We start from the raw sequence: 24,107 nt of genomic DNA, 5'->3' as shown, positions 1-24,107 counted from the left end.
TCAGTCAATTTCTACCGAATCAGGTTCAGCAGTTCTTTTGGAGACGCGAGTAAATCGATCGCCACAAAGAAGATTTTGCCTTGAGGATTGATCAAGAATCTCCAAGCCATGTTCATCCCGACCGCTGCGCCGAACCAGGGAGTTTGAACTTTTCCAGTGACTTTGATTTGGGTGTAACCGTCTTCTGCGGGTTCAGCTACGCCTCTTTCTGGAATCAATTTCAGATTTTGGCACTCTTCGCGGAAAAATCGGAGGACTGCTTCTTTACCCACGATCGGCTTTTGGAAGGGCGGTTGTAAGGCTCCATCGGGTGCAAACAACTCGATTAAGACATCAAAATCGTTCGCGTTCAAGTTGTCCATGTAGTTCAGAACCGTTGCATTATTAATGCCTTCGATTTTGACTGAGGTGCGCTGAGACTGTGCTTTAGGAGCGACAACAGGTTCTGAGACGCGGGTAAAACTCCCCAATTTATCCAGGTCATAGCCCATGTCCACAACCGAATTCCGCAAAACGGTGATTTGCTGACCCTGATCCAACTCTCTGAGGGCTTGCAGGACTGCCGAGGCATTGGCAGAAAGCTGATAACCTGTTGGAATTGGGGCAACGATGCCTTGCTCCATCCATTCTCCAAGCTGAAACCAGAAACCAAGTTTGATATTAGGCGACCAAGTTGCATAAGTGCGGCAAATCGGTGTATCCGCGTGGTTTGCGAGGTCACACATCACCTGTGTTTGTTCAGGAAAAGACATCTTTTTGATCTGCTCTAATGTCGGTTCTGCAAACTGCATACTCGCTGCACCCGGAGCCGCGACGGTTACAGTTTTGCCCATTTCGAGGTAAGCGAACCAAGTCCATGCCAGTTGATCTTCTGCGCTGAGTTGATTGAACCGAGCAGTCGTTGCGGGGACAGCATCCGCTGAGAGCGTACTAGGAAAAATACTACGAGCTGAGTCAAGGCTAATCGGCATAATTTTAAGACCTAGAGTATTGAACGAGTCGCAGAAAGCTCGCTTTAGAGCGATTTATTTTCCTGTTACGATACAAATTATCACAATTTGTTACAAATTGGTTAATCTTTCTTTACAATACCTCTCATAAATTAAATCAATTCTTCAGAGTGGTTTGAATACTGGAGTTTTCATAAATATCTTGAACGTGCGATCTATCGGGGCTTACAGTTCTTAGAATAGAAAGGGAACATCTTAAAGATTTGTATCAACAAAGGAGGAGTGAGATGACTCCTGCGGTGCTAATTGAAAAGTTACAGAAGCGCTATGGAGCCGTAGAAGCGGTCAAAGAGGTGTCGCTAGAAGTTCAATCGGGCGAGATCTTTGGGCTTTTGGGTCCGAATGGAGCAGGCAAAACAACGACGTTGCGCTGTTTGTGTACGTTAACCGAACCGGATTCAGGCAGGATCGAAGTGTCAGGCATTAGCGCGATCAACAATCCCCGCGCCGTCCGTCAGCGATTAGGATACGTCGCGCAACAGGTCGCGCCTGATAAAGTCCTCACGGGTCGCGAATTGCTCGAACTCCAAGCGGCTCTCTATCATTTGCCCAAAGCGACGATTAAGCCCCGAATCGCTGAAATTCTCAACTTGTTAGGACTTGATGAATGGGCGGATAAAAAGAGCGGCACCTATTCGGGTGGATTAATGAAACGATTAGATCTCGCTGCGGGACTGCTTCATCAACCGGATGTGTTGGTATTGGATGAACCGACCGTCGGACTCGATATCGAAAGTCGTGTGGTCGTGTGGAATTTCTTACGTCAACTGCGCGAACAAGGCACGACGGTTTTAATCACGAGCCATTATCTAGAAGAAATTGATGCGCTTGCCGATCGAGTGGCGATTATCGATCGAGGAATTGTCATCTCGTCAGGAACGCCGTCAGAACTAAAAGATCAAGTTGGGGGTGAACGAATTACCCTACGAATTCGGGAATTTTCGCCCCTGGATGAAGCCGAGAAAGCGCGATCGCTGCTCGAAGCACTACCGATCGTTCAGGAAGTGATCATCAATTCAGCCCAAGGAAATTCGCTAAACTTAGTGGTTTCTCCAAATAGCGATGCTTTGTCCAAAATTCAACAAACCTTACAACAAGCCGGACTTCCGACTTTTGGGATTGCTCAATCGCGACCGAGTTTAGACGATGTGTATCTGGCAGCAACCGGACGAACCTTGATGGATGCGGAACTAGCGGCAGTGGGCAGTCGAGATCCGAAAGCAGAACGTAAGCAAAGTATGAGATAGCAAAACCCTATGAGTACAACCATTACCCCTTCTAAATCTTTCGATTCAAAATCGACGATCGCGCCTGAGAATCCAGTCGGCGAGTTTTTCCAAGAAACGGCAGCGATGACCCGTCGATTGTTTATCCAACTGCAACGCCGCCCATCAACACTTGTAGCTGGGATTATTCAACCGCTGATGTGGTTGTTTCTGTTTGGCGCACTGTTCCAAAATGCACCGCGAGGATTATTCGGTGATCAAGTAAATTATGGTCAGTTCTTAGGGGCTGGCGTGATTGTATTCACTGCATTTAGTGGGGCGTTGAATGCGGGACTTCCGGTGATGTTCGATCGAGAATTCGGTTTCTTAAATCGATTATTAGTCGCTCCGTTGGCTTCGCGGTTCTCGATCGTGATGGCTTCAGCGATTTTCATCACGACTCTAAGCCTGATTCAAACAGCGGCGATCATTGCGATGAGTGCCTTCTTAGGTGCAGGATTACCGAATGCGATCGGGCTTGCATTGGTAGCGCTGATTGTTCTGTTATTAGTCGTTGCAGTGACGGCATTAAGTTTAGGATTGGCGTTTGCGCTACCGGGACACATTGAACTGCTGGCGGTCATCTTTGTGACGAACTTACCGCTATTGTTTGCGAGTACTGCATTGGTTCCGTTGTCGTTTATGCCGAAATGGTTGCAGATTGTCGCGACTTTGAACCCGTTGAGTTATGCGATCGAGCCAATTCGCTATGTATATCTACATCCCGATTGGAGCTTTGGTAGCGTGATTATGCAGGCTCCGTTTGGCAATGTGACGTTAGGTGAAGCGTTGCTGATTTTAGTCGGACTTTGTGCGATCGCGCTTGTTGCAGTTCAACCTTTGATGAAGCGTCGATTAGCTTAAAACTGTAATCAAATCTAAGATTGGGCGAATGTAGAATCTAGACTACGTTCGCTCAATTTTTTATGACTCGATCGATTATTGTCTTTGGCAGCATCAATCTGGATCTCGTCGCACGAGTTCCCCATTTACCCAAACCTGGAGAAACGCTCTCTGGGTATTCTTTTGTCACGGTTCCAGGCGGAAAAGGGGCAAATCAGGCGGTCGGGTCTGCAAAACTCGGTGGCTCGACTCGAATGATCGGGCGGGTGGGTGGCGATGCGTTTGGAGAAGAATTGCTCAAAAGTTTGCAAGATTCAGGAGTGCAGACGGCTTTAGTCATGGTTGATCGCTCTATTTCATCTGGTGTGGCGATGATTGCGGTTGACGATCGCAGCGAAAACCATATCATCGTAATTCCAGGCGCGAACGGCAATGTTGATGAGTCTGATCTTGAGAAGCTTCAATCGACCTTGACGAATTCATCGATTTTGCTGCTACAGCTTGAGATTCCGATCGCGATCGTAGAATTAGCCGCCGCGATCGCGCATCAAATCGGTGCGATCGTGATCCTTGATCCGGCTCCCGCACCGACGAATTTTCCAAACTCGCTCTATCCATTGATCGACATTCTGACTCCGAACGCGATCGAAGCGGCGCAACTCGTCGGTTTTCCCATTGAGAATGAATCGGATGTCGATCGCGCTGCAACCGTTCTACAGCAGAAAGGCGCAAAAACAATCGTGATTAAACTCGGCTCACAAGGTGCATTTTGCGCGACTGAACGAGAGCGGTTCTTAACTCCAGCGTTTTCGGTGAATGCGATCGATACTGTAGCCGCTGGAGATGCGTTTAATGCGGGGTTAGCAGTTGCCCTTTCAGAAGGATTACAGATTCGAGAAGCAATGACTTGGGGAGCAGCATCAGGAGCGCTTTCAACGACAAAATCTGGGGCGCAAACTTCACTAGTCGATCGATCAACCTTTGATCAATTTCTCAAGCAAAAACCCTGAGCCTTAAACAACCCAGGGCGGACTTCTGACCAAACCTTACCAGAGAGAGGAGAGTAAGCTTTTGATAGTTAAACTGTACAAAAGTTGATGCTCGGTTTATCCCTTCCTAAGAGTAGATTGTGCCTCAACAAAAGTTAGAGTTCTGCATTGAACCACTCCTGCTATCGGAGGAAAATGTACGATAGCGTACTTAGCTTGTTATCTATTTGTGAGCGTTTATTAGCTGATAGAACAATCACAATTCTGGCTACGTTTTTGATGCCGCTCAAAAAATTCTCTTTCTCTAGGTGGACGACTCACCCTACCGTAAGGCGTAGTCTAGACTTCACTTTCTATTCCTAAAAAAATTCCTTCAGCGCTCTTCTTCGTACAGGTAGCAATTACAAATGGAATCATTGCGGCAAGTCAACATCTTCGTAGTCGATGATGATCCTGATACACGGGATCTTCTGCGATTTATGCTCGAAGAAGAAGGCGCGATCGTTACAGTAGCCACGAATGCAAGAGAGGCTTTGTCTCTTTTAGAAAAAGAACTTCCAACCGTGTTAGTCAGCGATGTTGCCATGCCGGAGATGGATGGATTTCAACTGATCGCACAAGTTCGCGAACTGCCTCAAGGCGCAAAACTGCCCGCGATCGCGCTTACCGCATACGCCCGCGAAGAAGACCGACTCCAAGCGATCAATTCTGGTTTCAACGATTACTTAACAAAGCCAGTTGATCCGCTTGAATTAATGCGCCTGATTCAGCGATACTGCTTACCAGGCTAATTAAATAACGTTATTTTCTCAATGTTCCCTGAGTCTTCGCTTGCAATTTTAATCGTTGCCGATGATGACTTCGATCACGAAACTTATCGTCGATATTTATCTGAATTAAACTTCATTGTTTTAGAAGCAAATTCTATCGAAAATGCTTTATCGATTTGTTGTGCAGAATCAATTGATCTGATTCTATTTTCAAGAATTACATTAATAGAAGAGATTAAATCAAAGTTAGGAATGCAGCGTCCTTCGATGGTTGCAATTCTCGATCGTGGTAAAGAGTCGATCGCAGTTCAAGCCCTACGACAAGGTGCGGAAAATTATTTGTTCGTTGATCAAATCACGCCTGAAATGCTAGACATTACGGTGCGAAAAGCGATCGAGAATTCTCAAACAAAACGCGATCTGACCCAGACTCGGCAAGCGTTACACGATCAGCAGCGGTTTCTTCATCAACTCACTGAAGCCGTTCCAGGAATTCTCTACATTTACGATTTGGTCGAGCGTCGCAATGTTTTTATCAATCGCCAAATCACAGATGTACTCGGTTATACGCCTGAGCAAGTTCAGGCACTCGGCAGCGATGTCTTGTTAAAACTGCTGCATCCGGACGATCTCGATCGCGTTCCTCAACATCTAGCACAATTTGAAACTGCACCCGATCATCAGGTGTTTGAGCTTGAATACCGAATGCGGACGGCTCAAGGTGAATGGCACTGGTTTCATACTCAAGAAGTCGTGTTTCGTCGATCGACAAAGGGCATTCCGGATCAGATTTTGGGACTGTCTCAAGAAATCATGCAGCGTAAGACGTTGGAACTGTCTTTAACGCGATCGAATCAGCGATTTGAACTGGCAATTGATGCCATTCAAAGTCTCGTGTATGACTTAGATTTGCTCACCGGACGAGTGGAGCGAACCCGTGGCTTAGTGAATGTCGTCGGCTATTTGCCCGAAGAAGCGGAACCGACCGTCGCATGGTGGCACGATCGCATTCATCCTGAAGATTTGGCAGCGTTTGAGCAGATCGATTTTGTAGAACGATTAAGGCATGAGGATCGCTTTGAGAGTGAGTATCGCGTTCGACATCGGGACGGTCATTATATTTGGGTGCAAGAACGGAGTGTCGTAGTGCGAGATGACCAGCATCGAGCGATTCGACTGGTGGGAAACACGAATGATATCAACGATCGTCGATCGGCAGAACAAGCCCTGCGCGAAAGTGAAGCAAAATTTCGCCGCTTATCGGACTCGAATTTAATCGGTATTTTCTTTGCCGATTTTAGTGGACGAATTTATGAAGCGAATGAGGCTTTTCTCAATTTGCTGGGCTATACCCGTGAAGAATTGAATGCCGGGGCACTGAATTGGATCAGCTTGACTCCCCCTGGATACGAGGCGCACGCTCAAATCATCGAAGCTCAGTTAAAAGCGACTGGGATTGCTCCTCCCGCTGAGAAAGAGTACTACCACAAAGACGGTTCTCGCGTGCCGATTTTGATCGGGACTGCAATGATGGAGGGACATGAACAAGATGGCTACAGTATTTGTTTCGGGTTAGATTTGCGCGATCGTAAACGAGCGGCGCAAGAGCGCGATCGATTACTGGCTGAAGCGGAAGCAGCACGAGCCGAAGCGGAAGCCGCCAATCGCAGTAAGGACGAATTTCTCGCAATGGTATCTCATGAACTGCGATCGCCACTCAATTCGATTTTAGGTTGGGCAAAACTCCTACAAGCCCGTACTTTTGATGCTGAAACGCTCAAACGTGCCCTTTCGGTGATTGAGCGAAATGCGCTGCTTCAATCCCAACTGATCGAAGATTTGCTGGATGTCTCGCGAATGATTCGAGGAAATTTACGAATTAATCTCGCTCCGGTGAATCTAGCGGTGATTGTGGAAACCGCGATCGCGAATATTCAGCTTGCTGCTGAAGCGAAAGGGGTGGCTTTACGATCGCAGATTGAACAATCACTTAATCCGGTGATGGGTGATTCTCATCGGTTGCAGCAAGTGATTACGAATCTATTAACGAATGCGGTTAAATTTACTCCAAGTGGTGGCAGCGTTGATGTCACATTACTGATTAAAGATTCATCTGCGGTTGAAATCATTGTTCGTGATACTGGAAAAGGAATTGATCCAGCATTTTTACCGCGTGTCTTCGATCGATTTGCTCAAGCGGATACGGATTCAAATCGTTCTAAGGATGGATTAGGGCTAGGACTAGCAATTTCGCGCCACTTAGTTGAATTGCACAATGGAACGATTCGGGCGGAAAGTGCAGGAGTCGATCGAGGGGCAACATTTACTGTGAGATTGCCGACTTGAAATCTATGCGATCGAGTTCTCTCCAATTAACGATCGTTCTGACGATCGGAATTCTCTCTGTTTCGACCGCCGCAATTCTGATTCGATTAGCGACAGACGTTTCAGGAGCTTCAGGAGTCGGATTTAGTCTCGTGTTAGCCGCATCACGGTTATCGATCGCGGCTTTATTTTTGGTTCCGACTTGGCAATCGTTTCAACCTACTTCACCGACTGCGATCAAATTCGCGATCGGGGCTGGAATGGCTCTCGCGATTCATTTCGCGACTTGGATTTCGTCGTTAGGCTATACGTCGATCGCGATTTCTACAACATTGGTCACGACGAATCCGCTTTGGGTGGCGTTACTGAGTTGGTTCTGGTTTGGAGAAAAGCCGACTCGTGCCACATTTTGGGGAATCGGAATCGCAATGATCGGCGGAATTCTCATCGGATTAGAGGGTACAAGCCAAGATGAAGCTAATCCGCTCTTAGGAAATGGACTCGCGATCGTGGGCGCGTGGGCAGCAAGTCTGTATCTCTTGTTGGGAAGAGAAGCACAAAGACAAGGCTTAAATGTTGGAAGCTACGTAACCATTGCGTATAGTACTGCTGCAATCACACTATTTCCGCTACCGTTCCTGTTTGGTTCATCGTATCTTGGCTATCCCATTCTCACTTATGTCTACGTTGCGTTGATGGCAGTATTTCCACAACTGATTGGACATACGAGTTTTAACTGGGCGATGCGTCATTTACCGCCGACGATCGTCACATTAATCATTCTTTTAGAACCTGTTGGCTCGACCATTTTTGCGATCGCACTTTTTCAAGAAGTCCCTGGAACCCAAGTCATCATTGGTGCTCTGGTCTTATTGATGGGAGTCGCGATCGCGATTTTAGGAAATTCTGCAAAACCGTCCTGATCTACGGGAATTTTGAAGTAGTAGGTATTGGTAGATGCACCCTGATTAATTACCCCTGACTTCGGTTGGGGGTTTTTTATTCGCTGACCGTTGCGTCTTCATCAAAATCATCCACGAGATTTGCTTGTCCCTTGTTATCGATTTCCTGCCGGATGATTCGTTTTGCCAATTCAGCGCTCACGATCTTGGCTCGTTCATCGATAAATCGATCATAATCATCGTCCCAGATGCCAAAACGCTCTAGATCCCCAATTAGATGAGTCATCATCGTACTGGCTAAGTCTGAATTAATTGACTTGAATTTACCCATGTATTTTGAGGGAGCATTCGCCTTGATCTCGCGTTTGTTGAGGAAGTCATCCACAATCGTGATGTTTAGAATGTGATTGATATAGAAATCCGGATAGTTCCGTTTTTTGAGATGCGCTTTTGGAAAGAAATGATGATAATTCTTGCTATTTGCTTGTTTTAGCCAATAGTTGCTAATGTTTACGATTGAATTATCACTAAAAGATTTAGGTTGCTGATACGCATAAACACAAAGAATTGCTTTGACATAACTGCGAGCAGCACTAAACCAACCATTGCTCTTGATAAAATCGGCTGAAGTATCGATCGACCATTCATAGCTTGGCAATTGACCGTCGAGAATTTGATCAATTCGCTTGATATCTTGTGCTAACTTACTTTCAACCGAGGACGAATATCGCCCAGACAGAGAACATCTCCAGAAAAAATCTTCTAGATACTTCTGCATTTCTCCCACAGGCTTATTTGGGTGATGAAAGAAGAAGTATGAAAAAGGAACAATCAAAGCATTGTATGGAAGTAGCTGTGAAACTGGAATGCGGTAGAAATTTCTGAAATACTCTACTGTTCGTTCGATCGCATCTACAACGGGTTCCCAATGCGCGATAAATTCTTCTTTGTTCAGTTGAAGAATGATTTGTCTTTTACATTCTTTTTTGATGATGAGCGAGATGATTTGAAGCACAGTTGCATCCGAAATAGTCTCGTAATCGAAAGGCTTCAAACTCTCAACTAGCTCTTGGAATTTTTCAGCCAGATCAAACTTCTTCTCATAGTCAAAAGTTTTCGCTGCCATAATCTCGAACAGAGAAAGAGCCTTTCCTCCGACATTAATTCTGGTGAAAATCTCTGTTGCAATATCGATCGGTGCATTTTTCACCAAAATGACCGAGTACTGATAGCTTTCAATTCTATTTTTATAAGTTCTCAGCTTTTCATGATGTGCAGGTGGATACGAAGCTAAAACTATGAAATCTCCGGTCAAGAGCGAAACAATGCTGATAAAGCTCTTTTCGTCTCTGTTCTCAACATCCGTAATTACAATTTGTTCAGATTCTTCCGCGCTTAAATCAATAAATATCTTAGAAAAATCATCCTTTCGATTCCCCTCTCTCTCTAGGAGAATTCCTTGCAAACTCGCAAATAAACTGGTGAGCCGTTGCTGTCCATCGAGAACATAATCAACGACTTCACCTTGCGGCGATTCTGGAAGGATCTGTCTACCAATTTCTTTGACCGATCGTAGTCTTTCTTTAGTACGCCAAAAAATAAATGTGCCAATCGGATAGCCTTTAATAATACTGTCGATCAATCCCGCAGATTTCTGAATTGTCCAAACAAAGTCTCTTTGAAATTGTGGAATTTTGATTTGTCCTTTCTCAATCTCACTGACGAGACTGGAGAAGGTTCTAGTTTGTGGCTCTGGTAATTCCATGACATTCTCCTGAGAGACTCGGCTGAAGCGAACGCTTCATCATACCCTCAGTTTTGAATTGCGGCGATCGCGGCTTCAAGTGCGATCGCGATATGCGTCCAATGCGTTCCCCCTTGGCAGAACACGATATACGGTTCGCGCAACGGACCATCCGCCGAAAATTCCGAAGTGCTGCCATCGATGAATGTTCCGCCTGCCATGACTAACTCGCTTTCATATCCCGGCATTCCCGACGGAACCGGATCGAGATAAGACCCGATCGGTGAATTTTGCTGAATCGATCGACAAAACGCGATGATTTTCTCTGCTGATCCCAGTTTGATCGCCTGAATCACATCGCGTCTGGGGGCAAATGGAGCCGGATTGACCGGATAGCCCAATTTGTCAAACACATAAGCCGTCAAATGATTGCCCTTCATCGCTTCTCCGACCATTTGCGGCGCGAGAAACAATCCTTGAAACAGCAAACGATTTTGATCAAACGTTGCACCGCCTGAACTGCCAATCCCTGGAGCCGTTAATCGACAAGCCGCCATTTCCACTAAATCGGCTCGACCTGCGACATATCCGCCCGTTGTAACGATCGTGCCCCCAAGATTCTTAATCAAAGATCCGGCAATCAAATCTGCCCCAACCGCAGTCGGTTCTCGATCTTCGATAAATTCACCGTAACAGTTATCCACAAAGCAGACCGTATCGGGATTCTGCTCTTTGACGATCGCGATAATTTTCTCGATTTCCACGATCGACAAACTCGGTCGCCACGAATATCCACACGATCGCTGAATCGACACCAATTTCGTCTCCGGTCGAATCGCCGTTTTCAAAGTGTGCCAATCGATCAAACCTTCTGGAGTCAATTCCAACTGCCGATACGAAACGCCGAAATCTTTGAGTGATCCTTGATTTTCGCCTCGCAATCCGATCACTTCTTCTAACGTGTCATACGGCGCACCTGCCACACACAGCATCTCATCCCCAGGACGCAGCACCCCGTAAAGGGCAGACGCGATCGCATGAGTGCCAGAGACAAATTGAACCCGCACGATCGCGGCTTCGGCTCCCATCACTTCCGCAAAAACTCGATCGAGCACTTCTCTACCCAAATCATCATGCCCGTAGCCTGAGACACTTGCAAAATGATGAACGCCCACCCGATGATTGCGGTAAGCGCTCAGCACCTTCTGTAAATTTTTCTTGACCTGAGAGTCAATACCAGAAAAAATTTCAGATAGTGCTTGTTCTGCCTCTCTTAGCAGGATCGCGCCGTTCATCGTTTACCTCGTTAATTAAAAGTTACAGTAGAGATTGCGCTCACCCAATCTTCAGTTAGAGCGGGTTCTATTGTCGCGCAAATCGGGCAGCATATTTCGTTTAGAGACTCTTTCATGACTATTGCAACTTCCGAAAAACTGAAAATAGACTATCTGACCACAGGCTTTATGGTGGCAATCCACATTGGAGCGCTATTTGCCTTTTTGCCTGGAAACTTTAGCTGGAGTGCGGTCGGACTCGCAATCTTTCTTCACTGGCTGACGGGTGGTTTAGGCATCACACTCGGTTGGCATCGTCTGATGAGTCACCGCAGTTTTCAAGTTCCCAAGTGGCTCGAATATACGCTCGTTTTCTTTGGCTCTCTCGCAATGCAGGGAGGTCCGATCTGGTGGATTGGGTTACATCGTCATCATCATCTTTATTCTGACAAACCCAACGATCACCATGATTCGACCAAAGGTTTCTGGTGGAGCCACATGGAATGGATGCTGCGAGATGTCCCGGCTGAAAATGAAGTCCCCAAGTTCACGAAAGATATTGCGGATGACAAGTTTTATCAGTTTTTAGAAAACTACTTCGCGCTGCTGCAAGTCGCTTTGGGTGTGGTGCTGTATGCGATCGGCGGTTGGTCGTTTGTTACCTGGGGTATTTTCGTCCGCTTGGTTCTCGTTTATCACTGCACTTGGCTTGTGAACAGTGCAACTCACAAATTTGGCTACCGCACGTATGACTCAGGCGACAACTCCACGAATTGCTGGTGGGTGGCGGTTCTGGTTTACGGCGAAGGTTGGCATAACAATCACCATGCGTTTCAATACTCCGCTCGTCATGGCTTGAAGTGGTGGGAGATTGATATGACCTGGATGACGATTCGAGTGCTGCAACTTTTAGGACTTGCAACCAAGGTGAAATTAGCAGAAGACAAAGCGTAAACGTTTGATCTTCGTAAGAAAAATCCCGAATGGATCGGATTTCGCGATCGTTCGGGATTTTTTAATGTCAATCTACGCTTTGAAGCGAAACGATCGCACTCCCTCATCAATCAGCTTGCCGAGGATCATCATTGGGCGGATGCCAACCCGCTTCAATCCATAGCGCTCGCGCTTCAATAATCGATCGTTCTCCCTCGTAACGATCGTCATTCATATCTAAGCGCTCACAAGTTGCTCGACCGATTGGCGTTGTCCCAATAATTTGAGTTCCATCCGCACTCCAGACAAAATGCTCCATCCAAATCTGTTGACGAGGATTGAACAAAGAGACGATTGCAGCAGATTCGAGATCGCGACCCACAATGAAGTTATATCTACGTTGATTACAGCGACTACAAGCAAGAGCAAGATTCTCTGCATCATCAGAACCGCCTAGTGAGCGCGGCAGAATGTGATCAATTGTGAAACGAGAAGTGCTAATTCGCTCAGGAGAGTGGCAATATTCACATCGATCTTCTGCTCGTTGCCGAACAGTCCGCTTCGTCAAATTATTAATTGTCATTGTTGAGCAATCAGACGCGAATTGAGATAGGTGAAAATGCGATCGAGTTCCTGAATTCCTGTTAATTCTTCTTGTTCTTCTAATGTCAAGATGCCTGTTTTATTCTTTTCTAGCAATTCCTCTAACCGAGACTGCAGCGCATCTGTAAATCTAAACAGGCTCAATTGATTAACCTTTTCAACTCGAATTCCAGTTTCCAACAGCGACGCTGGATTAATCACCACTTGAACCATACGTTCCTTACCTGTCTAGTTCAAAAGTATCTTCAGTATAAAGGGTGCTGCGATCGCACTTCCAAAAAATTTCTACCCACAAAACTCATCCGGAATCTCTAAAACTGACCGCGAAGGGGTTAGCATAATCTGGAATTGTGTGCGGGAGCTTGCAGTATGAAATTACAGATGGGTGCCACCCTTCAGAACGGAAAATACCAACTGAATCAAGTTCTAGGGCGGGAAAGCTTGGGAGCCACCTATCTCGCAACCCAGATCCTACTCCATCAGCCTGTAGTGATCAAAACGATCGATCCCTCGCTTCAAATCACCCAAAGCTTCCCTCAACTCAAAACCCGTTTCACCGAAGAAACGCGCCTCCTCGCCCGCTGTCAGCATCCGAGCATCGTTCGCGTCCTCGACTTTTTTCAAGAAGACGGATTACCGTTTTTAGTCCTGGAATACATTCCAGGACAGACTTTATACGATCGCATTTCCACCCGCAACGCTCCGAGTCTCACTGAAGCCGAAGCCATTCACTACATGCGACAAATCGCTTCAGCCCTCAGCGTTGCTCACCGAAACGGACTGATTCACCGCAACATTCGACCCGAAACAATCGTGCGTCGTCAAGGAACAAACTTAGGAATTCTAGTTGGATTCGGATTTGCTCATGATGTCGCGATCGCGAATCCGGTTGAAAAAAATCCATTTCTGCCACCTGATCCAAATTGGAACTTAGAAAATCGATTCGCGATCGATCTTTATTCCCTTGCTGCAACCCTATTTTTCCTGCTCACCGGACAAGCTCCAGACGGCTCACTGTCATTTGAGCAATATCCTTGGAGTCCCGCCACGAAACAAGCGCTTTTCCGAGGACTGACCCGTGACTCACAGTGGCAACTCCAAACCGTCGATGATTGGCTGCGCCTCTTACCGAATACGACTCTGCCCCTGATGGCAGCTAATAATATTGTTCAAAGCGTTCCTCCTGCTCCTTCTCAAAATGGTCGATCGAAATCGACAGCGGAACCGACTCTATCGCCTTTCCCCGTGACACAAAACGGACGATCGACAACTCCCCCTGCTCCTGCTCTGGTTCCGAAACTATCGACCCCTCCCGCCCAGGTCGCGCTCGTTTCTCCTCGTCCGCGAATTCCAAAAGTCTTGATGTTTACGATCGCTTCGGCAGGCGCGATCGGACTTGGGTTTGGACTCGCGCTACGTCTAAACGCTGCCAAATCCTCTGGAACAACGCTACTTCAGCCGATCCAAACCTTTTCAGAGAAAGAATGGAAAGGCACCCTCAATTCCAGCGACAACCCTTCAAACGAAGTGCCAGTAGAATCGGGGACTGCAAAAACCGACAAAACTCCTCAAAGATTGGCTGATCCAGAAGTCGCTCAACCCAAATACACCCCGCCCAAAATCGAAGAACCCATTCCCCAATACACCCGCCCGCGTCGCCGTCCGGCGATCGAGCCAGTCGAGCCGATCGAACCCGTAAAACCTGCGATCGAACCCTCGATCGAGCCATCCCCCGAATCGATCACGCCTCCTGAACCTGTCGCACCCCCGATTACAAGTCCTGCGCCTGCTCCGGTCAAACCCAGTACTCGCGAGGTCGAACCCACCGCGCCGCTCTCAACTCCCTAAGATCTCTCCGAATTCCGATCGCGTCTGACTTGTCCTCTCGACGGCTCACGCTATAATTCAGGCAGCGCGATAAGGAAGATTTTATGAGTACTCCATTAGTTCATGCTTTTTTTGTGGGACGAGCGATCGCTGAAATTGCTTATGAGAAGCTCGAAGCCGGAGTGACTGACGCTCTGAGCGAATTGGGCAAGTTTGATGCCGAACAGCGAGAAAATCTGCGCCAATTCGTTGACGAAGTGATGGAACGGGCGCAGCGTGAAGCAGCGGTCACGACTCAAACCCAACCAACCACCACCACGATCGTGCCCTTGGATCTTCAAACAGGTGGAGATTTGCAGGCAACGATCGACGATCTGAGAGCCGAAATCGCTCAATTGCGCTCGGAACTTCAGCGCTATCGTCTGCGATCGACTCAGTAATTTTTTAACGTTTTAATATTCAAGTGTTAGTTGAGAAATCGCGTGTCTGTTTCTTCCAATGACTCCAGCCCTACGGCATCACCCCTGGAGCCGACTGGTTCCGAATCTGTGAACGATCCCGAAAAGGTGACACCCTTGCACCCTTCTGAGCATCCGAATCCTCATGAATCTGAGTTAAATGGAGCGCCCCGAACCGTTTCGCGACGGCGGAAAGCTCCAGAAGCTTTGTATTCGACCAAATCCTACCGCTGGAATCGAGAGAAATATTCGCGCAATCGAAGATTTTTCGATATCTGGTCGTTTGTGCTGAAATTGATGGGATCGCGTTGGTTGTACAACAAGTCCTGGAGCTACAAAGGCGGAATCAGCGATGCAAAAAAAGCAGCCCGACGCAAATCTTTAGCGATTTGGATTCGGGAAACGCTGCTCGATTTGGGTCCGACTTTTATTAAGATAGGGCAACTCTTTTCAACACGGGCAGATCTTTTTGCGATCGAATTCGTCGAAGAGTTAACAAAACTCCAAGACCGAGTGCCTGCTTTTAGTTATGAGCAGGTCGCTCACATCATCGAGCAGGATTTAGGCAAGTCGATCGAAGAACTTTATCGCAGTTTCGATCCGATTCCGCTGGCGGCGGCTAGTCTCGGACAGGTTCACCGCGCTCAATTGCATTCGGGTGAAGAAGTCGTTGTGAAAGTGCAACGTCCTGCCCTGAAGCAACTTTTTGAAATCGATTTACAGATTCTCAAAGGCATCACCCGTTATTTTCAGAATCATCCAGAATGGGGCAAAGGTCGCGACTGGATTGGCATTTACGAAGAGTGCTGTAAGATTCTGTGGGAAGAAATTGACTATCTCAACGAAGGACGAAACGCGGATACGTTCCGGCGGAATTTCCGGGGGTTTGATTGGGTTCACGTTCCGAGAGTCTACTGGCGGTATGCTTCTCCGCGTGTTCTGACGCTGGAATATATGCCGGGAATCAAGATTAGTCATTACGAAGCTTTAGAGGCAGCAGGACTCGATCGTAAACTTCTCGCCCAACTCGGAGCTAGAGCTTACCTGCATCAGTTGCTAGATGACGGTTTCTTTCACGCTGATCCGCATCCCGGAAATATCGCGGTCAGTCCAGATGGAGCCTTGATCTTCTACGATTTCGGCATGATGGGACAAATTAAACCCATTACTCGCGATCGATTGCTCGATACCTTCTTTGGAATTGCTCAGAAAGATGGCGATCGCGTGGTTCGATCTCTTATCGATCTGGGTGCATTGGCTCCAACTGATGACATTGGACCTGTTCGTCGATCAGTTCAGTTTATGCTGGATCACTTCATGGACAAGCCCTTTGAAGATCAATCGGTGAACGCGATCAGCGACGATTTGTATGAAATCGCCTATGATCAACCGTTCCGGTTTCCTGCTACGTTCACCTTTGTGATGCGGGCTTTCTCGACTTTAGAAGGAGTCGGCAAAGGGCTAGACCCCGAATTTAACTTTATGGAGGTTGCAAAACCATTTGCAATGCAGCTTATGACAAATGGAAATTCTCCGGATGGCGGACTGTTGAACGAACTGAGTCGCCAAGCTGCTCAAGTGAGTAGCACTGCATTTGGTCTGCCTCGTCGAATCGAAGATACGCTCGACAAATTAGAGCGGGGCGATTTGCGCGTGAGAGTTCGATCGACAGAAACCGATCGCATTCTGCGGAAAATGAGCGGCGTGAATATGGGTACGAACTATACGCTGTTGACTTGTGCCTTTACGGTTTCAGCGACGATTTTGCTAGTCAATCAACTTTTTTGGGTTGCCGGAATCGTTGCGATCGCGGCTGTAGTGAGTGGAGTTGCCCTGATTCGATTGATGATGAAGCTCGATCGATACGATCGAATGCCTTAAATTCTGGTGTGATTTTGAGTGAGATGTGAATAATTGAATTCAGAGCAGATTTAATTCGGCTTTGATGCTGTCTACCCGATTCGCTGAATTCTCATGAAACGCTTCTTTACCGCTGGGATGACTGACACGGGACTGATCCGATCGGTTAACCAAGATGCCTATGCTGTCGATGCCGATGAGCGATTTTTTATTGTGGCGGATGGCATGGGGGGACACGCCGGAGGACAAGAAGCGAGTCGAATCGCGATCGAGACGATGCAAGCCTTTCTCACGCAGCAGTGGGAAACCGATATCGACTCGGAAACGCTGCTACAGCAAGCCGTTTTAGAAGCAAATCAAGCGATTCTCAAAGATCAGCGACTGAACCCAGAGCGAGGAGACATGGGAACGACCGCAGTCGCGGTGATTTTTCGAGATGAACAACCACTTTACACGCACATTGGCGATTCTCGGCTGTACCGCTTGCGGGGAGCCAAATTAGAGCAAATTACTGAAGACCATACTTGGGTAGCGCGGGCGATGAGACTCGGTGAAATTACGCCAGATCAGGCGCGGGTTCATCCGATGCGGCACGTACTAGCCCAATGTTTAGGACGACCCGATGTAGAACGGGTGGACATTCGATCGCTTTCCGTACAATCCGGAGATCGTTTATTACTATGTAGCGATGGACTCACCGAAGAGCTTTCGGATCAAATCATCGCTAATCATTTGAAATCGATACGAGCATGTGAAAAAGCAGCGATCGCTTTGATCAATGCTGCGAAAGATCGCGGTGGACGAGACAACATTACGGTTGTCATTGTTGCGATCCAATAGTAAGTATTTCTTGACCTTCCATCTGTCTTCAGGAAGAAACTTCGTTCTGTGTACGAAACCGTACAGACAAGCGATCACTGAACTCGCTAGGGTTTTAGCCAACAACAGCAAGAGTACCTACTCCATGTGGACTGTGGCTCTTTCTCTTTCGTGGGTTCACCTGAATTGCTCTAGAAGATGACATGAACACTCTGCCCCTACAAGGCTTGCGAATCTTACTGGTTGAAGATGAGCCAGATTCGCGAGAAATGATGATTGTTGCACTCGAAGCAGAAGGAGCAGAGATCGTTGCTGTTGAAAACGTCACCTCTGCCTTCACCGCGTTATCCGGTTGGCAACCTGACCTGCTGATCAGCGATATCCGGATGCCCGATTCAGACGGGTTTACTTTTTTGCAAACACTAAGATCGCAATCGATTCTGATTCCCGCGATCGCGGTCACGGGTTCTGCCACCGATGACGAACGGAAAGAAGCCTTCGCTGCGGGCTTTCAGCGCCATTTACCCAAACCGATTGATCTTGACCTTCTTTACCAAACCATCACCGAGTTAATTCCGCAATCGACCGAATGAGAGTCTCAATCACTACCAAAAGACAGAGGGGTAGCAATCTCTGTAGGTATTTCAACTCTGCCGATCTGTAGAGCGATTGGGGAGATGGATGCGGTACCATGACGGGCAGTATTCACGAATTCAGTTTTACTTAACAACCGGCGGAAAGCGCTCTAGCCTCCAGATATTTCATCTGGGGCGACCGTTCGATCGCCGCTTGTTAAAGATTGACCCATGACCAGAGATTTCACCGATTCTGTTGCTCCTCGTTCTCACCAGGCAACCAGTCTGCGGTGGCTCCTGCACGCCATGTCTCCGCCTACAAACCAACTCCTAGCCGCACTTTCTTCAGGCGATTACGAGCGTCTGACCTCGTTTTTAGAAACTGTTACTCTATCCTCTGGGCAAGTTTTATATGAACCGAATCAATCGATCGACTCTGCCTACTTCCCCACCACAGCGGTCATCGCTCATCTAAACCTGATGGAGAGCGGTCGAGAAGTCGAAACCGCTCTCATCGGCAACGAAGGCATGATCGGAGTCCCGTTAGTTTTGGGAACTGATCGCATTCCGATGAGAGCGATCGTCCAAATTCCCGGAACTGCCTTTCGGATTTCTGCGAAAGCGCTCTTATCTGAACTCAACGCGAACCGATCCCTGCAATCTCTCCTGTTGCGCTATGTGCAAACGCTAATGGGTCAGATCGCGCAAAATTTAACCTGTATGCAGTTGCATTCGACTCAGGAACGCTGCTGCTACTTACTGCTGCTTTTGCAAGACCGCATCGGAACTCCAGATCTAATTCTGACTCAGGAGCTTTTGGCTCGAATGGTGGGAGTGAGACGCGATCGCATTAGTGAAATCATTGCCATTTTGGAACGGGCGGGACTGATTGATCATCAGCGAGGGCGAGTCACGATTTTGGATCGATGCGGCTTAGAATCTGCGGCATGTGATTGTTACCGGATTTTACGGGCAGCTTTCGCTGTGCCAGAGGCAACGCAGTTCGATCAACCGTTCGACGAGTCGCGCTAGACCCTATGTACGGTAAGGGACAGACAACAGACACACAAGGCTTATACCTTAGAAACCGCATTCGGATTGTGGTCTGAGTGGTTGTGTGTCACCTGGGTCTAATCGGCTTTCATGCCTCAAAATCGTCCCCGTCCTACTCAAAATAAGCTCCTCCGCGCTCTATCTCAGGAAGAGTACGATCGATTAGCGCCGCATTTGGAGTTTGTCACTTTGCCATTCAAGTCAGTCTTGTATGAGCCAAATCAGCCTGTGGATTATGTGTATTTCCTCAATCATGGTGTGATTTCAATGGTGACCATTACCGAAGAAGGCGAAACTGTCGAGGCGGCAACCCTGGGTAATGAAGGCATGGCGGGAATTCATATTCTGCTGGGAGTCGAGCAAGTGTCTTTACAAGTGATCGCTCAAGTTGCAGGCGATGGAATGCGGATGAGAATCGATGCTTTTCGTCGAGAAGTGACACCGGGAACTCAGCTTTATGGATTGCTGTTGCGTTATACCCAAGCATTGATTAGCCAACTATCGCAAACCGTTGCCTGTAATCGGCTGCATTCGGTCGAGGAGCGCTGCTGTCGGTGGTTGTTGATGTGTCACGATCGCGTTCCGAGTGACGAATTTTTCCTCACCCAAGAATTGCTGTCTCAAATGCTTGGTGTGCGGCGTGCCAGTGTGAGTGTCGTGGCGGCAATTTTACAGAAAGCGGGATTGATTACCTACAGTCGCGGACGGATTCGGATTCTCGATCGTCAAGGATTGGAAAATGCGGCTTGTGAGTGCTATCGACTGGTGAAAACGGAATTCGATCGATTACTCGGCAACCAGTTAAACGATCCGGAAGAGTAGAATTCCCACATCAAAGCGAAAACAACGCTTGAGAATTTCAAAGAGTCCGTAAAGATGTAGCCCGAAAAACGATTTTTCGCTTCATAAGGTTGATAGGATGCGGCACGTAGATCAGCGCCATGATACTCGGTATTCCACCCATGAGATGGAGGAAATGATTCAGCATTTGAATCAATCTCTATCTACCGTTCAAGTTGCCTTCTAAAGCCGAGTGATATAATTCCGGCAACTGTATTGCAGCTTACTGTTACAGGTCATTCACGAGATTAAAGGAGATTGCCCTTGTCCCGTCGTTATTTCTTTACGTCTGAGTCCGTCACTGAAGGACATCCAGACAAGATTTGTGATCAAATTTCGGATACGATTTTGGATGCGCTTTTGAGCCAAGACCCAAAAAGCCGGGTGGCGGCGGAAGTTGTCGTAAACACTGGACTGGTTCTCATTACAGGTGAGATCACCACGAAAGCAAACGTCAACTACATCGATCTCGCTCGCAAAAAGATTGCTGAAATCGGCTACACCGGAGCCGAAAACGGATTTAGCTCAAATAGCTGTGCTGTGATGGTCGCGCTTGATGAACAATCCCCGGACATCGCTCAAGGCGTTGATACCGCTCAAGAAAGCCGCGAACATCTCAGCTCAGAAGCGCTCGATGCGATCGGGGCTGGCGACCAAGGCATCATGTTTGGATTTGCCTGCAACGAGACCCCGGAATTTATGCCCCTGCCAATCTGTTTGGCTCACCGCATTTCTCGTAAACTTGCCGCAGTCCGTAAGACAGGTCAACTGTCCTACTTACGTCCCGACGGCAAAACGCAAGTCACCGTTCTATACGAAGACGACCGACCTGTGGGAATCGACACGATTCTGGTTTCGACTCAGCACACTGCAACGATCGACGATATCAGCGACGATGCGGCGATCCAAGCCAGAATCAAAGAAGACCTTTGGAAACTGGTCGTCGAACCTTGTTTCTCTGACATCGACATCAAGCCCGATGGTGAGACTCGTTTCCTGGTCAACCCAACCGGAAAATTTGTCATCGGTGGACCTCAAGGAGATTCAGGTCTGACCGGACGTAAAATCATCGTGGATACCTACGGTGGTTATTCTCGTCACGGTGGCGGCGCGTTCTCTGGAAAAGATCCTACAAAGGTCGATCGTAGTGCTGCGTATGCTGCTCGATATGCTGCGAAAAATATTGTCGCGGCAGGTTTGGCGGAGAAGTGCGAAGTTCAGTTGAGTTATGCGATCGGGGTTGCTCGTCCGGTGAGCATCATGATCGAAACGTTTGGAACTGGAAAGGTCAGCGATGAAACACTGTTGGAATTAGTGCAGCAGCATTTTGAACTGCGTCCAGCGGGCATCATTCAAACCTTCGGATTGCGGACGCTTCCAGGCGATCGTGGTGGTCGCTTCTATCAAGATGTGGCGGCTTATGGTCACTTTGGTCGTCCCGATCTGGAACTGCCTTGGGAACAGACCGATAAGGCGGCTCTGTTGAAGGAAGCAGCGCTCTCTGCAACCGCAGTCGGATAGATCACACTTTGATCTGATTTAACCCCCATTGAGATGATTCTCTTGGGGGTTTTCAGTTTTAGAGGGTGTTTGAAAAGTATAGAAAAGCAACGAACGAATACTTTTCAAACACCCTCTTAAAGCAAATCTCTGATTAAAATTGCACCATAAAACGAAATTTATCATCGTTGCGTAGTTTCTTTGGCGGATTTCTTCCTCTAAAATAAGGGCGGAATTGCAGCGTAATAATATTAAGCCTTATGAGAATTCTTGCCCTTGTTCCTGGTGGAATTGGCGATCAGATTTTATTTTTTCCCACCCTTGATGATCTAAAAGCGATTTATCCTCAAGCCCAGATCGATGTGGTGGTTGAACCCAGAGCCAAGGGAGCGTATCGAATTTCTAAATCAGTGAGCGATACGATTTTATTTGACTTCAAAGGCAGTAATAGCTTGTCAGACTGGAGTAATTTGCTCGGAGTGTTGCGCGATCGAGAATACGATATTGCGATCGCGCTCGGTCAACGATGGGGAATTGGCTTTCTCCTCTGGCTCAGCGGCATTCAAACTCGAATCGGATACGCCAGCGGCTCGGCATCTGAAACCTTTTTCACGAAAACCGTTCCGCTGAATTCTGACCAGTATGCAGCCGCAATGTATCACGACTTGCTAAAGGGATTAGGCATCGATCGACCCATGACTGATGTTGCGATCAGTGTTCCAGCGAGGGATCTCGAATGGTCAGACGCGGAACGAAAACGCCTCGGATTACAAGACGGTCGTTATGTTTTGATTCATCCCGGTGCAGGTGAGTTATCGCAACGCAAAGGAATTGACAAGATTTATCCAGCCGAAAATTGGCAAAAAATCATTCGGGACTTTCAGCAAAAACAACCGGATTTACCGATCGTACTAATTAAGGGCGAAGAAGATGACGAGATCGTGGCTCAAATCGTGGCTTTGTGTCCTGGAATCAAAGTCACTGCACCCGAAAATATTGGGCAATTGGTTTCGATGGTGGCAGGTGCAAGCTTGATGATCTGTACTGATAGCGCCTCGATGCACGCTGCGATCGCGGCTCAAACGTTCACATTGGCACTCTTTGGCACAACCGATCCAGAAAAACTTGTACCGAAGAGCGATCGAATTGCGGCGATCAAGTCTCCCACTGGAAAAATGGCAGACATCACGCCGCAAATGATTCTAGAACGAGTTTGGGGCGGTTAGCGATCGTCGCCACCCGCAGCAACTCCACTTCCGTAGACTTCGGCGTTTTGAATGTTCACGCCGTCGAGAATTGCACCCACAGTTTCTGCATTGATCAAACGAGCACCTGATAGATTTGCATTCGTCAGGTTTGCTCGATCAAGGGTTGCATTCGTCAGATAAGCCGTCGTCAAATTGGTGTTTTTCAAGTTCGCGCCCGTCAAATCTGCGCCTTCTAAGTTTGCTCCAGTCAAATTTGCGCCTTCTAGGTTGGCATTTCGCAAATCCGCGCCCAAAACGTGGATTTCTTTCAGGTTCGCACCTGCGAGATTACACCCGGAACATTCGCCAGTGGTAATAAGTCGTTGAACGTGCTGCGGATTTTCGGCGCGAATCGGAGCGGCGAACGAAACGGTAGCAAGACAGGCAAGGGTGATTCCAACTTTTGCAAACATAAAAGTATCCTCCAGAAATGAGTGGAGCGGGTTGACCAACAAGGTGAAGTAGCGGTTGTATTAATAACTTCAACTGTACGAAAGACGATTTCAGAAAACCTCGGTCTCTGGATATCATTCGATCGGAAGAATGACGCACACTGTAGCAAGTTCTAAGTTTTGTTGAGATTACTGAGAACCTGCGCCTACTTTTAGTTTGACAAACTTTCTTTGCGATCGCAGAATTTCTCAACTTCTCATCACAATTAAAAGTGCAGTCAAAACAACACTGTAAGACTCATAAATTTGATAAAATTTAACATCAGTAAGACTAATATGACGCTCAGCGGTTAGGAGACCTATGACCGGATTCATCCGAGGATTATTTTCAAAAAAGGCAAGCGATGAGACAGCGAAGCTTGCTTCCGTAGAACCTCCAAAGCAAGAAAAAGTGGAGCGCCCGAAAAAAGAGAAAGCCGCTCGTCCCCCGAAGGAAAAATCTGCTTTCTATCTGGAATCGTCTGAAGCGCAGACATATGGGAATTCAGACTATATGCAAGCTTCTAAAAAAACCCGTCGCACGTTTCCCAAAACGTTAGATAACCCGGAAGGAAAGGAATACATCCAAGAACTTTCGGCGATGGGTCGTGTGGTTCCAGGTCAAGCAAAGGTTGAGATTGTTGCTCCGCAGCCCGAATCGACTCAATCGGCTCCAGTCGAAGATGCGGCGGCTCAACGTCGGAAAGCGGCATCCGATATGGATATGTTCCGCAAAATGGCGAAAGATATCCGCAAGTAGTTGAATCGTTGATCAAAGAATTGTCTCCAGTTTCTTCGAGAAACTGGAGATTTTTTGTTGAACCCTTTCTAGTTCGATC

General features: G+C 47.5%; 23 protein-coding genes. 17 read left to right on the top strand and 6 right to left on the bottom strand.

The annotated features are described in order from the left end of the window. Window positions 1–11: 11 nt before the first annotated feature. Window positions 12–971, bottom strand: a complete 960-nt coding sequence (locus NIES2104_RS04610; RefSeq protein ID WP_058996192.1) for an orange carotenoid-binding protein — start codon at window positions 969–971, stop codon at window positions 12–14. A gap of 266 nt (window positions 972–1,237) precedes the next feature. On the opposite strand from NIES2104_RS04610, the gene NIES2104_RS04605 reads away from it, so the two are divergent. From NIES2104_RS04605 to NIES2104_RS04580, 6 genes are all read left to right on the top strand, one after another. Further along, window positions 1,238–2,257 (top strand): ABC transporter ATP-binding protein, encoded by a 1,020-nt coding sequence (locus tag NIES2104_RS04605; RefSeq protein ID WP_058996190.1) that lies wholly within the window; start codon window positions 1,238–1,240, stop codon window positions 2,255–2,257. 9 nt (window positions 2,258–2,266) lie between these two features. Beyond that, a complete protein-coding gene (locus NIES2104_RS04600) occupies window positions 2,267–3,139 on the top strand; it encodes an ABC transporter permease (RefSeq protein ID WP_058996187.1) in 873 nt (290 codons plus the stop codon). Between the two features lie 62 nt (window positions 3,140–3,201). Next, window positions 3,202–4,128: a ribokinase gene (rbsK, locus tag NIES2104_RS04595; RefSeq protein WP_058996185.1), complete on the top strand. Its 927-nt coding sequence runs from the start codon at window positions 3,202–3,204 to the stop codon at window positions 4,126–4,128. Between the two features lie 386 nt (window positions 4,129–4,514). Further along, window positions 4,515–4,898 carry a response regulator gene (locus NIES2104_RS04590; protein WP_058996183.1) on the top strand — a complete coding sequence of 128 codons (384 nt, stop codon included), beginning with the start codon at window positions 4,515–4,517 and terminating at the stop codon, window positions 4,896–4,898. Between the two features lie 231 nt (window positions 4,899–5,129). Continuing rightward, window positions 5,130–7,223 (top strand): PAS domain-containing protein, encoded by a 2,094-nt coding sequence (locus NIES2104_RS04585; protein WP_192843556.1) that lies wholly within the window; start codon window positions 5,130–5,132, stop codon window positions 7,221–7,223. 5 nt (window positions 7,224–7,228) lie between these two features. Next, window positions 7,229–8,125 (top strand): DMT family transporter, encoded by an 897-nt coding sequence (locus tag NIES2104_RS04580; protein WP_058996179.1) that lies wholly within the window; start codon window positions 7,229–7,231, stop codon window positions 8,123–8,125. A 76-nt stretch (window positions 8,126–8,201) separates the two neighbouring features. Here the strand turns inward: NIES2104_RS04580 and NIES2104_RS04575 are convergent, their stop codons facing one another. Together NIES2104_RS04575 and NIES2104_RS04570 are read right to left on the bottom strand one after the other, a co-directional pair. Then, the gene (locus NIES2104_RS04575; protein WP_058996177.1) at window positions 8,202–9,869 is read right to left on the bottom strand and encodes a DUF262 domain-containing protein; all 1,668 of its coding nucleotides are present in this window, start codon (window positions 9,867–9,869) and stop codon (window positions 8,202–8,204) included. Between the two features lie 47 nt (window positions 9,870–9,916). After that, on the bottom strand, window positions 9,917–11,143 hold the full coding sequence (locus NIES2104_RS04570; protein ID WP_058996175.1) for a methionine gamma-lyase family protein: 1,227 nt from the start codon (window positions 11,141–11,143) through the stop codon (window positions 9,917–9,919). Window positions 11,144–11,257: 114 nt separating this feature from the next. On the opposite strand from NIES2104_RS04570, the gene NIES2104_RS04565 reads away from it, so the two are divergent. Next, window positions 11,258–12,076 carry an acyl-CoA desaturase gene (locus NIES2104_RS04565; protein ID WP_058996173.1) on the top strand — a complete coding sequence of 273 codons (819 nt, stop codon included), beginning with the start codon at window positions 11,258–11,260 and terminating at the stop codon, window positions 12,074–12,076. Between the two features lie 106 nt (window positions 12,077–12,182). Here NIES2104_RS04565 and NIES2104_RS04560 read toward each other — a convergent pair whose 3' ends face one another. Together NIES2104_RS04560 and NIES2104_RS04555 are read right to left on the bottom strand one after the other, a co-directional pair. After that, window positions 12,183–12,638: an HNH endonuclease gene (locus NIES2104_RS04560; protein ID WP_058996171.1), complete on the bottom strand. Its 456-nt coding sequence runs from the start codon at window positions 12,636–12,638 to the stop codon at window positions 12,183–12,185. Next, window positions 12,635–12,871, bottom strand: coding sequence for a hypothetical protein (locus tag NIES2104_RS04555; protein ID WP_058996169.1), 237 nt, complete (start codon window positions 12,869–12,871; stop codon window positions 12,635–12,637). Before NIES2104_RS04555 ends, NIES2104_RS04560 begins: the two co-directional genes overlap by 4 nt. Before the next feature lie 156 nt (window positions 12,872–13,027). Between NIES2104_RS04555 and NIES2104_RS04550 the strand changes: the two genes are divergently transcribed. The 9 genes from NIES2104_RS04550 to NIES2104_RS04510 all read left to right on the top strand — a co-directional run bounded on the left by NIES2104_RS04550 (window position 13,028) and on the right by NIES2104_RS04510 (window position 22,816). Then, window positions 13,028–14,506 carry a serine/threonine-protein kinase gene (locus NIES2104_RS04550; RefSeq protein ID WP_058996166.1) on the top strand — a complete coding sequence of 493 codons (1,479 nt, stop codon included), beginning with the start codon at window positions 13,028–13,030 and terminating at the stop codon, window positions 14,504–14,506. A gap of 83 nt (window positions 14,507–14,589) precedes the next feature. Further along, window positions 14,590–14,925 (top strand): DUF6825 family protein, encoded by a 336-nt coding sequence (locus tag NIES2104_RS04545; protein ID WP_058996164.1) that lies wholly within the window; start codon window positions 14,590–14,592, stop codon window positions 14,923–14,925. A 42-nt stretch (window positions 14,926–14,967) separates the two neighbouring features. Then, entirely contained in the window at window positions 14,968–16,824 is a 1,857-nt protein-coding gene (locus NIES2104_RS04540) for an AarF/ABC1/UbiB kinase family protein (RefSeq protein WP_263970913.1), read from the top strand. Between the two features lie 93 nt (window positions 16,825–16,917). Then, window positions 16,918–17,643 carry a Stp1/IreP family PP2C-type Ser/Thr phosphatase gene (locus tag NIES2104_RS04535; protein ID WP_058996162.1) on the top strand — a complete coding sequence of 242 codons (726 nt, stop codon included), beginning with the start codon at window positions 16,918–16,920 and terminating at the stop codon, window positions 17,641–17,643. 182 nt (window positions 17,644–17,825) lie between these two features. Then, on the top strand, window positions 17,826–18,215 hold the full coding sequence (locus NIES2104_RS04530; RefSeq protein ID WP_058996159.1) for a response regulator: 390 nt from the start codon (window positions 17,826–17,828) through the stop codon (window positions 18,213–18,215). 213 nt (window positions 18,216–18,428) lie between these two features. Then, window positions 18,429–19,229: a Crp/Fnr family transcriptional regulator gene (locus tag NIES2104_RS04525; RefSeq protein WP_058996158.1), complete on the top strand. Its 801-nt coding sequence runs from the start codon at window positions 18,429–18,431 to the stop codon at window positions 19,227–19,229. Window positions 19,230–19,340: 111 nt separating this feature from the next. Then, window positions 19,341–20,072 carry a Crp/Fnr family transcriptional regulator gene (locus NIES2104_RS04520; protein WP_058996156.1) on the top strand — a complete coding sequence of 244 codons (732 nt, stop codon included), beginning with the start codon at window positions 19,341–19,343 and terminating at the stop codon, window positions 20,070–20,072. 282 nt (window positions 20,073–20,354) lie between these two features. Next, window positions 20,355–21,611, top strand: coding sequence for a methionine adenosyltransferase (metK, locus tag NIES2104_RS04515; RefSeq protein ID WP_058996154.1), 1,257 nt, complete (start codon window positions 20,355–20,357; stop codon window positions 21,609–21,611). A gap of 239 nt (window positions 21,612–21,850) precedes the next feature. Then, window positions 21,851–22,816, top strand: coding sequence for a glycosyltransferase family 9 protein (locus NIES2104_RS04510; protein ID WP_058996152.1), 966 nt, complete (start codon window positions 21,851–21,853; stop codon window positions 22,814–22,816). Here the strand turns inward: NIES2104_RS04510 and NIES2104_RS04505 are convergent. Next, window positions 22,813–23,250, bottom strand: coding sequence for a pentapeptide repeat-containing protein (locus NIES2104_RS04505; protein ID WP_058996150.1), 438 nt, complete (start codon window positions 23,248–23,250; stop codon window positions 22,813–22,815). The genes NIES2104_RS04510 and NIES2104_RS04505 overlap by 4 nt on opposite strands. 340 nt (window positions 23,251–23,590) lie before the next feature. Between NIES2104_RS04505 and NIES2104_RS04500 the strand changes: the two genes are divergently transcribed. Then, the gene (locus NIES2104_RS04500) at window positions 23,591–24,028 is read left to right on the top strand and encodes a hypothetical protein (protein WP_058996148.1); all 438 of its coding nucleotides are present in this window, start codon (window positions 23,591–23,593) and stop codon (window positions 24,026–24,028) included. Window positions 24,029–24,107: the final 79 nt, after the last annotated feature.

Origin of the sequence: Leptolyngbya sp. NIES-2104, assembly GCF_001485215.1 — a bacterium.
GTDB lineage: Bacteria > Cyanobacteriota > Cyanobacteriia > Leptolyngbyales > Leptolyngbyaceae > Leptolyngbya.
This window is presented reverse-complemented; position numbering and strand designations above follow the sequence as displayed.